Here is an 11,061-nt window from a genome sequence, read left to right as displayed (position 1 = left end):
CAAACATATCGATCGAGGTTCTCATCATACTTGTATTTCCATTTCGGAAGAAATCCTTTTTTACTTTGGTAGCGACGATGAGCGATAACGCCAAATACGTTTCGTTGTTCGAGTCCATGACAAATAGGGGCTGTTAAGTATCCTGCATCTAGACCGACTGCTTCTACTTTAAAACCGAAGCGTTTTACCTGGCGGTCTAACCGTTGTAAATAAGGCTTGGAGTCGTGAATATTACCTGGAGTAATATGGACATCGGTAATGATGTTGAATTTCATATCTGTAGTGCGATGATCTAAATAAAAGAAACCTTCAGGTTTATGTTCTCGATATAAATAACCACTCTCAGGATCAGTATGACTGACTTTGATTTCCTTAGTCTTATTCACCTCCTTCTTTTCTTTTAGAGGCTTTTTTCCATGATCAGACCTGTCCTGTTCCACTGCTTCATTGAGTTCATCTATATAGTCGGCTGTTTCTACATGAACGTCTTTTCTGGAGAATTTTTTCTTATTCGCACTCGCTTTTAGATGTGTGGAATCTGTGTAGAGAACGCGTCCTGATACCATTCGATGGTTCATAGCCTGGTGGACGACTTCATCAAAAACCTCTTGGAAAATATCCGTTTCATTAAAACGCATTCTGCGATTCCAGCTAATCGTAGAGTGATGGGGGACAGCGTCGGTTAAATTCAATCCGAGGAACCAACGGTACGCGACATTCGTTTGAATTTGACGCTCTAATTCGCGTTCAGAGCGAATGCCATAAATATATCCAATAAACATCATCTTAAATAATACCAGGGGATCAAGGGATGGACGTCCGTTGTCTTCACAATAATAAGGACGGACTTTTTCAGGGATAAAGGAGAAATCTATATAGTGGTCGATCTTACGAAGTAAGTGGTTTTCAGGTACAAGCTCATCAATGGTTACCATTTCTAATTCATTCTGCCGATCTTTCTTAGATTGAAACATTACATCACCGCCTAAAAAGAATCTATCTCTAGCTTAACAAAAGGGCGAGATAAAAAAAGGCAAAAAAATAGGTTGTCGAGACTTTCTCGACAACCTGACCGTAGCCTTGAGCTACGGTTTTTTTATGTTGAGAACACCCTTCTTTTCTATCGTAGCCCTCCTACCGTTCACTTTCTTCGAACGAAATTCCGAATGGCCTTCACGACAAAAACCCCAACTTTGGTAACGAGCGTTTCTGTTCTAAATGGTTGTCCCTTTCCATAAGGTGTTAGTGAGATACATTTAAATGACGGGGGCATGCGAATGAGAAAAATGATTACGACACTTGTATTGTTTGCCGGCATAATTATTCTTCTACCATCTGTTTTAGTTCTACCTTATGGATCTCCTGGAGAATCACCTGAGGCAATCGAATCAAACCCTCAAGGGAAAAATACATCTACGAAAGCCGCTGCCGTCGATGTTCCTGTCTATCGCGCACAGCTAGAAAAGACCGTGAACGTTCCTATTGAAGAATACGTGAAAGGTGTTGTAGCGGCTGAAATGCCAGCAGAGTTCAACATGGAGGCGTTAAAGGCACAGGCATTAACTGCAAGAACGTTCGTAGTCACGCGGCTTGCAAATCCAACTGAGAAGCTGCCAGGGAACGCAATCGTTACAGATACCATTCAGCACCAGGTGTTTAAAGATAATGATCAGTTGAAGGAAGTGTGGGGAACAGAGTTCGAGAAGAAATATGCAAAGATTGAGAAGGCGGTTGAAGAAACTACCGGTCAGATCTTAACATATGAAGGAAACCCAATCTATGCATCTTTTTTCTCAACGAGTAATGGATACACGGAGAATTCAGAAGACTACTGGGAAAACGCAGCTCCATATTTGCGAAGCGTAGAAAGTCCCTGGGATAAGCAATCGCCTAAGTACTCTGATCAAATAACCTTCTCAACGAGTGAGTTTGAACAAAAGCTAGGCGTAACGCTTCCTTCAGGGGGATCGATCGGTACGATCAAGAACTTAACAACAGGGAAACGAGTTGGAGAGGTCGAAGTAGCTGGTAAATCGTTTACCGGAAGAGAAATAAGAGATTTACTAGGCTTGAGATCTTCAGACTTCGCTTGGGAGCGTAGTGGAGACAGAATAACCGTCACAACGAAAGGCTATGGGCATGGCGTTGGTATGAGTCAGTACGGCGCGAACGGAATGGCTGAAGAAGGAAAAGGATACGATGAGATTGTAAAACACTACTATAAAGGCGTAGCGATCAGTGAGATGGGTCGTTATGTGGAAAATTTAACAGCACAACGATAAAAGCCGCAGCGATGCGGTTTTTTACTTGTTTTATAAGCGTTTTTTATAGAATATTGAAAGTTAATGCATAAAAATAACCCACTTGTCGAAAAATAAATAGATATTTTTTCTGTAAAGTGTATAGAAACCTTGCAACCTGACAACAATGATTGCTGAGGTGATGATAAATGGGAGATGAAAACAAAAAATCTAATCCTATTGAAAAAAGCGCTTCTAAATGGCAAAGGCTTGCTAGAAAGCGTTGGATTTATCCAGCAGTATATCTTGGGTTCGCAGCACTAGTACTAACAGCGGTGCTATGGATGCAAGGTGGACAAGAAAATGCAGAGCCACGTGACTTGAGTGACATTGATTCTGACAGAAGTGCCTTTGATGCTGATGAAAAGTCTGTCCCGGTTCTAGGTGATTCTGAAGTCTTTAAAGTACCTGCTTCTGAAGATAGTGGCGTATTTGTTCAAAAGCAATATTACGACGCTGAAGCTAGCACTGACGAACAAAAAGCTGCTCTCGTATTCTATAATAATACCTACTACCAGAATTCAGGAATCGACTATGCGAAAGATGATGGAGCAAGTTTTGAAGTCGTAGCTGCTATGAGTGGTAAAGTTATGAAAGCAGAGCAAGATCAGTTGCTTGGTAATGTCGTACACATCGAACATGAAGATGGCGTTGTAACTGTTTATGAGTCTCTTGATAAGCTTGAAGTTGCTGAAGGCGACAAAGTGAAGCAAGGCGATAAGTTAGGAACAGCTGGCACGAACACGTTCGATACTGATGCAGGCGTACATGTACACTTTGAAGTTCGTAAAGATGGTACACCAGTTAATCCACTTGATGTCTTTAATCAACCTTCCTCTGCTGTAGAAGTACAGGACAAGAGTGAAAACTCAGAAGCTGGAAACCCTGTTACAAATCCATCAGCTTCAGAAGGTAATCAGGGAGTAGAATCTGAGAAACAAGCAGAAGAGAAAGCTGAAAAAGACGCGGACAAAGCTGATGAAAAAGGTACAAAAGACGCAGAAGACGCTGATGAAAAAGGTTCAAAAGACTCAAACACAAACAATGAAAAAGGGTCAAAAGACTCTCAATAAGAAGCGAGGCCTCCGAGTGATCGGGGGTCTTTTTTACGTCTAGTAACGATTAAAAGAGTTCATTTCTACAACAATCGACCTTTCCCGGGAAATAGCAGGGGGGGTTCATGTCCTAATACCATGAACGATTGGAAGATATGTGGAAATAAAGTCTTGACTTATCGAATTGATAACTTGATAATGAAAAATATCATTTAAAAAATTCAGACTATTTAGACGAAAGGAGAATCTACGATTTTATATGTTCTAATCATAGCGGTTTTAATAAGTATCATCATTACTGTTCAAAAGAAAAAACCTCTCTTTTTACTCATGCCTATTGGTTTCTTAGGTGTTTACCTAATCGTTGAAATCGCCAGAGTTCCGCTAGGTTTTGGAGAAACTGTAGAACTTATTTTTAACTTAAAATAATTGGAGGTGAAAGAATAGTGAAGAAGATCGATAAGAAAACGGCAAATGCTTATATAAAAGCTAGATTTCGCCTGACAACTGTTCTCTTGATCATTTGGCTAACGGTATCATTCGGAATGGTTTTGATCGCAGAAACGCTAGCCCAGTATACGTTCAATGGCTTTCCACTACATTATTTTATGGGTGCTCAAGGATCGATCGTCATCTTTATCATTCTATTATTTGTTAACGCTTACATTTGTGATCGAATAGACGAGAAGTACAATCTAGTAGAGAAGAAGAGCAAGAATGTTAAGGGGCAAACACTTAGTCAATAGGAGGGAGGATAAGAATGGATGCTCAGTTTCTAGTTTCGTTACTACTTATTATCGCCTCATTTGGGTTGTATATTGGGATAGCAGTATACAATAGAGCAAAACAAACGTCAGAGTTCTTCGTAGCAGGTCGTGGGGTCCCACCGATTTACAATGGAATGGCGATCGGAGCGGATTGGATGAGTGCAGCTTCATTCATCGGCTTAGCGGGAACCGTAATGGTCCTCGGTTACGATGGATTAGCTTACATAATGGGATGGACTGGTGGATATTTACTACTTACTTTCCTATTAGCACCTCAACTACGGAAGTCTGGACGGTACACGGTGCCGGAATTTATCGGTGATCGTTTTCAAAGCAAGACAGCGCTCGTTATCGCAGCGATTGCAACGATCATCATTAGTTTTACATACTCGATCGGACAATTAGCTGGTTCAGGAGTCGTGATCGGGAGACTATTTGAAGTAGATGCTAAGGTTGGCGTTATGATCGGTGTTGTGATTATTGCGATCTATGCAACAATGGGTGGTATGAAAGGAATCACCTGGACCCAGGTTGCTCAATATGTCATTTTGATCATTGCCTATCTCGTTCCGATCATCTTCATGTCACTACAGTTAACGAATAATCCTCTGCCGTGGTTAAGCTATGGTAACATCGTTTCTGAGTTAGGTGCGCTGGATCGAGAACTCGGTATTTCAGAGTATTTTAAGCCTTTTGATACAGCTTCGAAATGGCAGTTCCTCGCATTGATGTTTAGTTTGATGGCTGGAACAGCAGGATTGCCACATGTTATCGTTCGTTTTTATACGGTTTCGACGATGAAAGCAGCACGTTGGAGCGGTGCATGGGCACTTCTCTTCATCGGTTTACTATACTTATCAGCTCCTGCATACGCAGCTTTTTCCCGCTTCATCTTGATGAAGCAAGTTGCGGGTAGCCCGATCGATAATTTACCTGGGTGGACTGAGAAGTGGATCAATACTGGTTTACTAAGCATGGCAGATACGAACTCTGATGGAATCCTTCAGTGGAAAGAAATCGCGATTAGCAATGACATCGTCGTAATGGCTACGCCAGAAATCGCAAACCTTGGGATTTTCGTTATCGGCCTAGTAGCTGCTGGTGCAATGGCAGCGGCCCTATCAACAGCAGGTGGCCTTCTAATGGCGATCTCCTCATCATTTTCACATGACATATACTACCGAATCATTAATCCGAATGCGTCTGAGAAGAAGAGAATGGCAGTTGCACGGTGGTCGATCTTGATCGCAACAATTGTTGCTGGACTTGTTGCCTTGAACCCTCCTGGCGTTATCACACAAATCGTCGCATGGGCATTTGCGCTTGCGTCCGGTACGTTCTTCCCGGCATTGATTCTAGGTGTATGGTGGAAGCGAGGAAATGCGCCTGGCGTTATCGCAGGAATGATTGTAGGACTACTCGTGACCCTTACGTATATCTTCTTAGCTAAGTTTGGAGGCATTACGGTCTTTGGGATCATCGATACAGGAGCGGGGGTATTCGGGGCTGCGGCAGCATTCCTTACGAACATTCTCGTTTCATTAAGTACGAAGCCTCCATCACAGAAAACGCAAGAAGAAGTATTAGACCTTCGTTACCCTGAACAATTGAAGTATCAAAACGGCGAAGTATGGAAAGATGATGAAGTTATTTAACGTGGTAGCCCCGGATACAATGGTATCCGGGGTTTTTTATTTTTTGGAAGTTTTTCCTCAATTACTTTTCTTAGAAAGAAATTAGTGTATCGTCACACAACATAGTTGATTGAATCAGAAGGGTGCTCGACTCCAGCGGGACGAGTAGCGGGACAGGTGAGATCCCGGAGGCGCAATGGTTTTGTGCGCCGAGGAAGTTCACCGCCTGCCCTGCGGAATGCGAGCATCCTTGAGCGGAAATCAACCACTCCTCAGAAATAGTAAGAGCTTATTGTTTTTAGAAAATTAAATAAAATCACTTGTCCCTCTTGACTTTTTGGTATATAACCCACCTTGCCCTAATAAAATGTTACAAAACTTAGTAAATGAGGGGCAGAGGTGAGAAGTTGTGGTAAGGCTTCGAAGTATTCTTGTACACAATTCTCCTGACATCATGTAGATCGACTTGATGACTTGAGCTTCGTAGCATGATCACTTTATCAGTCTCATTTCGCATCTCTCACATCCAATTTAGGGAGGCGAGTGGTGTGCACGATTACATCAAAGAGCGAACCATCAAGATTGGAAATTACATCGTGGAGACGAAAAAAACGGTGAGGGTGATCGCCAAAGAGTTTGGAGTTTCAAAAAGCACCGTGCATAAGGACCTTACTGAAAGACTCCCAGAAATCAATCCTGACCTTGCTAACGAGGTGAAAGAGATCCTTGAGTATCACAAGTCGATACGACACCTCAGAGGCGGGGAAGCGACTAGAATAAAATATAGAAAGGATACCGAAAAGGAAGAAGCTGTAAAATAGCCGAAACGACAATTTTTTCCTAAATCTTTTCTTCCGTGTTCACTTTTGTGATACAATATACTAATGGATATGAACTCTAAACATACTAGGAATGGAACTTATAGATGAGTGATTGAACACAGGGAGGATAGATCATGTTATCACGTGATATAGGGATTGACTTAGGTACTGCAAACGTACTGATTTATTTAAAAGGAAAAGGGATTGTACTCGATGAGCCTTCTGTTGTAGCAATCGACACCACTACAGGCAAAGCTCTTGCTGTTGGTGAAGAAGCTAGGCAAATGGTAGGCCGGACGCCTGGAAACATCGTTCCTACTCGTCCTTTAAAGGATGGGGTCATCGCTGACTTCGATATTACAGAAGTAATGCTGAGACACTTCTTGAACAAAATCAATGTGAAAAGCTTTCTTTCAAAACCACGTATTTTAATCTGTACACCAACAAACATCACATCGGTTGAGAAAAAAGCGATCAAAGAAGCTGCTGAAAAAAGCGGTGGAAAACAAATTTTCCTTGAAGAAGAACCAAAGGTTGCAGCGATTGGTGCAGGAATGGATATTTTCCAACCAAGCGGCAATATGGTTGTGGATATAGGCGGTGGAACGACTGATATCGCGGTACTTTCAATGGGCGATATCGTCACCGCCTCTTCCATTAAGATGGCAGGGGACAAGTTTGATTACGAAATTTTAGATTATATTAAGAAAACGTACAAGCTTTTGATCGGAGAACGAACGGCAGAACAGATCAAAATCAATGTTGCAACGGTATTTCCAGGTGGTCGAAAAGAAGAACTCGATATTCGTGGACGCGATATGGTATCTGGACTTCCTAGAACGATCACAGTCAAATCTGATGAAATTCAGCAAGCACTACAAGAGCCGATCTCTCATATGGTGATGGCAGCGAAAAGCGTTCTTGAACGAACTCCTCCTGAACTTTCAGCAGACATCATCGACCGCGGTGTGATCATGACAGGTGGAGGCGCGCTTCTGCATGGTATCGATCAACTGTTTGCGGAAGAGCTGATGGTTCCTGTGTTAATTGCTGAAGAACCAATGAGCTGCGTTGCAAAAGGGACAGGCCTTATGCTTGAACATATGGACAAAATCGCTAAAAAGAAGCTAGTATAACTTATCGGAAGTTCTTGGGTAACGGAAACTATTCGTAAGGGTGTTATCATGATGGCGAACAACCATGAAAACGTAAATGAAACCTCAGAAATCAAACAAATGAATGATGATGGAAAAAAGACAAAACATAAAACAGAAATAAAAGAGCGCAAGCCTAAGATTCGGTTAATCCCAATCTGGCTGCGCCTTATTCTCGTTATGTTGCTCCTTGCCCTTTCGCTTGTCGCAGGAGCTATGATTGGATACGGGGTCATTGGAGAAGGAAGTCCGGGAGATGTGTTCAAGAAAGAGACCTGGATGAAGATCTCTGATATTGTTAAGAAAGAAACAGAGTAAACGAAAGGAGCAAACGTTATGATGGATATTCAAGATATTAAATCGATCATTCCACATCGCTATCCTTTTCTTCTTGTCGATAAGATTGTGGAAGTAGAAGAAGAAGTAAGAGCGATTGGAATTAAGAACGTTACAGCCAATGAAGAATTTTTCAACGGCCACTTTCCTGACTACCCTGTCATGCCGGGTGTCTTAATTGTAGAAGCCCTCGCACAAGTCGGTGCTGTTGCTATGCTTAAGAAGGAAGAGAACCAGGGGAAACTAGCTTTCTTTACCGGTATTGATAAATGCCGATTTAAGAGGCAAGTGAAGCCAGGTGATCAGCTTCGTTTAGAAGTTGAGATCATTCGCATAAAAGGACCTATGGGCAAAGGAAAAGCCACAGCGACGGTTGATGGCGAAGTAGCTGCGGAAGCGGAAATCATGTTTGCTCTAAAATAATGTGTCTAGAAGCATCTCGTTAATCGAGGTGCTTTTTTTGTACCATTCAAACCAATTTGTAAAAACGGACGTTCAATTTGTAAATCATTTAAAGGCTTTATTGAGACTCTGTTAATTCTGACAAATGGGAGAATGATGCTGTTATGATTTGGTCAACCGCTTATTCAGTAGCTGCGGTCAATCTTAGTTTTTCAGGGAGGAATTTTGATAATGAATAAGAAATTCATGGCCAAAATTGCAACTTCGTTTTTAGCTGTAATGCTCATCACGGCTTGTAGCGGTGGAGGAGAAGAAGAAGGCAACAACACCACAAATAACGAAAGTAACACTGAAGAACCTGCTTCAAACAACGGAGCAACTAACTCTGAGAATTCTGCTGAATAAGGATATAAGCTCCCGTCCACTCCAGGCGGGAGTTTTACTTGTTCTACTCTTTTTTGTTTAATTGCCATTTCCTAAACTCAAGGAACTCTTCAAAATCCTCTTTCGTAATCCCCGATCGCATCGCTTCTTCAATCAATGCTTCCCATTCCGGGTCTAGATGCGACTCTCTTTCACCGAATTCCTCATCATGAATAAATACATCCATAGGTACTTTCAAGACAGCTGCTATCTTCTCAAGAAACTGAATGGAGGGGTTAGCCTGCTGGTTTCGTTCGATCGAGCTAAGATATGATTTTGCCACACCAGCTCGTTTAGCTAATTCTGTTAACGAAAGCCCCATGCGGTTACGGTAAAGCTTAATTTTTTCACCTATCATCCCCAATACCTCGACTTTGTTAGTATTTAATGTTTTAATTTTATCAAGAACACCACGTTCTGTAAATAGAACAAATGATGTAGTTTCAAAACGTAAATAAATGGAATTTTAAGAAAAATAAAGAATAAGTTAGGATAGTATTGATTTAATGATGAAACGCAGTAAAAATAAAGAATTTTCAGTCTTTTATATTCGATCTTATAAGATTATATTAGATACATATTCTAAATAAAGAACAAAACGTTCTTAATAATGTCGTATTATGGAGAATAAAGTAAGGAGGATGAAAATGAGAGCGTATGGTGGGGAAAAATTGGACTCAGAATGGATCAACCTTATTTCAAAAGCAAAGAAATTAGGGCTTAGTAAGGAAGAAATTAGACAATTTCTTGATAATTCCTCAAAAAAGTAAGGAGGAATTGAAGTGATCAAGCTAGGAGATTGTACATTTGTATCCTATATAACCGGGAAGAGAGTAAGAGTTGTTGCCCTCGACGATAGGACGAGCAAGCTTTATATTAACGATGAATATAAAGGAAAATGTGATTTAGACTTTATTCTTAATAAGATCAAAGAGCTTGAAAGGCAAGAACAAGGTAGTAGATGGCTCTTTGAAGACGAACGGAAACTTTATAACGAATTAAGCCAAATCATAAAAAACCAAATCATCTCCTCCAATTCGGAATGAGGGGTCTCTTTCAGACCATCATTTACTATTTGGCTTGTTGCAATATCTTGGATGGTCTTATTACATTCTGGGGCGTACAACATAGCTTAATAGATGAAGCGAACCCATTGATGAAAGAATTATTTAGTATTCACCCATACGCATTTCTAGGCTTTAAAATCATTTTATCACTACTATTATTGTTCTTGGGCATTATTAAATTCGAATTTATTTCACGACTAGTATGGGCCTCGTTAAGTGTTGCAACGATCCTTTATACTGGGGTTTTAATCTATCATGCCTATTGGCTCTTTTTACTTTAAGAAATAATAAAAAGAGCCTTCGTCTAAGGCTCCTGGTCACTAAATTAGTTATCGCTTCCTTGCTTTGCACGCCACTTGTTAAACTCAAGGAATTCCTTGAATTGTTCTTTGCTAACGCCAGAGTTCATCGCTTCTTTAACAAGCTTTTTCCACTCTGAATCCAATTCACTTTGATGGATGAGGTTATCCCCTTGAAGTAGCACCTCCACGGAAACATCTAATACACCTGAAATCTTCTCCAAAAATTGAATAGAAGGGTTAGACTGTATGTTTCGTTCAATAGAACTCAAATAGGATTTTGCTACACTAGCGCGTTCAGCTAATTCAGAAAGTGAGAGACCTTTGCGTAATCTATATTTCTTTACTTGCTCTCCTATCATCTCTTACCCTCCCATACTTCGACAAATCTCTTAGATACTAAGTATTATATCAGTATGGTTATGTTCCGTAAATAGAACAAAAGCGTCAATCACTCTACCTATCAATTATGAGAATCCCTGACTATTTCCTCCTTTCGAATAAACGATTTCACCTCTTCTACTGATAATCCCAGTTCTTTTGCTGTAAGAATTAGATAAACCCATTCCTCGTCTAGCTTCACCTTTTCACCTGTATTCATTCCACTCCTCCTCTATGTTCCAGGTAGTTCAGCCATCATAGGATTTTATCTGATACTCCCTTAGATCTGGTAACTTTGCGATCTGCTTTTTTCAAAGCAGGGTGCCGTTTGCTGGAGGATACCCACTACTTTGGACCTATGTATACAAATGATGTCTTACTTCTATAATAGTCTGAATAATATAAGAAATTTGTTGTTTCTT

The 11,061-nt window shown here is 40.8% G+C and carries 16 protein-coding genes and 1 riboswitch; of the genes, 12 read left to right on the top strand and 4 right to left on the bottom strand.

The features are described from left to right. Positions 1–974, bottom strand: a 974-nt coding sequence (locus tag LCM09_RS07470) for an IS1182 family transposase (RefSeq protein ID WP_224880243.1), incomplete at its 3' end; no start/stop codon positions are given. A 303-nt stretch (positions 975–1,277) separates the two neighbouring features. Between LCM09_RS07470 and spoIID the strand changes: the two genes are divergently transcribed. The 9 genes from spoIID (at position 1,278) to LCM09_RS07425 (ending at position 8,874) form a co-directional block, all read left to right on the top strand. Next, entirely contained in the window at positions 1,278–2,282 is a 1,005-nt protein-coding gene (spoIID, locus tag LCM09_RS07465; protein ID WP_224880240.1) for a stage II sporulation protein D, read from the top strand. Between the two features lie 167 nt (positions 2,283–2,449). Continuing rightward, complete coding sequence (gene spoIIQ / locus LCM09_RS07460; protein WP_224880238.1) at positions 2,450–3,373, top strand: stage II sporulation protein SpoIIQ; 924 nt, start codon at positions 2,450–2,452, stop codon at positions 3,371–3,373. A gap of 428 nt (positions 3,374–3,801) precedes the next feature. Further along, positions 3,802–4,101, top strand: coding sequence for a DUF4212 domain-containing protein (locus LCM09_RS07455; RefSeq protein WP_224880236.1), 300 nt, complete (start codon positions 3,802–3,804; stop codon positions 4,099–4,101). Positions 4,102–4,115: 14 nt separating this feature from the next. Continuing rightward, complete coding sequence (locus LCM09_RS07450) at positions 4,116–5,777, top strand: sodium:solute symporter family protein (RefSeq protein ID WP_224880235.1); 1,662 nt, start codon at positions 4,116–4,118, stop codon at positions 5,775–5,777. A gap of 527 nt (positions 5,778–6,304) precedes the next feature. Then, positions 6,305–6,577: a sporulation transcriptional regulator SpoIIID gene (gene spoIIID, locus LCM09_RS07445; RefSeq protein WP_224880233.1), complete on the top strand. Its 273-nt coding sequence runs from the start codon at positions 6,305–6,307 to the stop codon at positions 6,575–6,577. 134 nt (positions 6,578–6,711) lie between these two features. Then, the gene (locus LCM09_RS07440) at positions 6,712–7,713 is read left to right on the top strand and encodes a rod shape-determining protein (protein WP_224880231.1); all 1,002 of its coding nucleotides are present in this window, start codon (positions 6,712–6,714) and stop codon (positions 7,711–7,713) included. 48 nt (positions 7,714–7,761) lie between these two features. After that, positions 7,762–8,049, top strand: coding sequence for a DNA-directed RNA polymerase subunit beta (locus LCM09_RS07435; protein WP_224880229.1), 288 nt, complete (start codon positions 7,762–7,764; stop codon positions 8,047–8,049). 18 nt (positions 8,050–8,067) lie between these two features. After that, complete coding sequence (fabZ, locus tag LCM09_RS07430) at positions 8,068–8,490, top strand: 3-hydroxyacyl-ACP dehydratase FabZ (RefSeq protein ID WP_224880227.1); 423 nt, start codon at positions 8,068–8,070, stop codon at positions 8,488–8,490. A 210-nt stretch (positions 8,491–8,700) separates the two neighbouring features. Further along, positions 8,701–8,874 carry a hypothetical protein gene (locus tag LCM09_RS07425; RefSeq protein WP_224880225.1) on the top strand — a complete coding sequence of 58 codons (174 nt, stop codon included), beginning with the start codon at positions 8,701–8,703 and terminating at the stop codon, positions 8,872–8,874. A 43-nt stretch (positions 8,875–8,917) separates the two neighbouring features. On the opposite strand, the gene LCM09_RS07420 is transcribed toward LCM09_RS07425, so the two are convergent. After that, positions 8,918–9,250: a helix-turn-helix domain-containing protein gene (locus tag LCM09_RS07420; RefSeq protein WP_224880223.1), complete on the bottom strand. Its 333-nt coding sequence runs from the start codon at positions 9,248–9,250 to the stop codon at positions 8,918–8,920. Positions 9,251–9,539: 289 nt separating this feature from the next. Here LCM09_RS07420 and LCM09_RS07415 point away from each other — a divergent pair, with 289 nt between their 5' ends. Genes LCM09_RS07415 through LCM09_RS07405 form a run of 3 tightly spaced genes read left to right on the top strand, consistent with a single transcriptional unit; the run spans position 9,540 to position 10,240 of the window. After that, positions 9,540–9,662, top strand: coding sequence for an anti-repressor SinI family protein (locus LCM09_RS07415; protein WP_224880221.1), 123 nt, complete (start codon positions 9,540–9,542; stop codon positions 9,660–9,662). Between the two features lie 12 nt (positions 9,663–9,674). Then, positions 9,675–9,938: a hypothetical protein gene (locus LCM09_RS07410; protein WP_224880219.1), complete on the top strand. Its 264-nt coding sequence runs from the start codon at positions 9,675–9,677 to the stop codon at positions 9,936–9,938. Continuing rightward, positions 9,935–10,240 carry a DUF5658 family protein gene (locus tag LCM09_RS07405; protein ID WP_224880217.1) on the top strand — a complete coding sequence of 102 codons (306 nt, stop codon included), beginning with the start codon at positions 9,935–9,937 and terminating at the stop codon, positions 10,238–10,240. The genes LCM09_RS07410 and LCM09_RS07405 overlap by 4 nt, the downstream gene beginning before the upstream one ends. 44 nt (positions 10,241–10,284) lie before the next feature. On the opposite strand, the gene LCM09_RS07400 is transcribed toward LCM09_RS07405, so the two are convergent. Next, positions 10,285–10,620 (bottom strand): helix-turn-helix domain-containing protein, encoded by a 336-nt coding sequence (locus LCM09_RS07400; protein WP_224880215.1) that lies wholly within the window; start codon positions 10,618–10,620, stop codon positions 10,285–10,287. 101 nt (positions 10,621–10,721) lie between these two features. Then, positions 10,722–10,859, bottom strand: coding sequence for an anti-repressor SinI family protein (locus LCM09_RS07395; RefSeq protein ID WP_224880212.1), 138 nt, complete (start codon positions 10,857–10,859; stop codon positions 10,722–10,724). 19 nt (positions 10,860–10,878) lie between these two features. Continuing rightward, positions 10,879–10,975: riboswitch (cyclic di-GMP riboswitch) on the bottom strand. Positions 10,976–11,061: the final 86 nt, after the last annotated feature.

The sequence above is a fragment of the Guptibacillus algicola genome (genome assembly GCF_020171805.1).
In the GTDB taxonomy this organism is placed as follows: Bacteria; Bacillota; Bacilli; order Bacillales; family Guptibacillaceae; genus Guptibacillus; species Guptibacillus algicola.
Note: the sequence above shows the minus strand (reverse complement) of the source record. Positions and strands in the feature narration are given on the sequence as shown.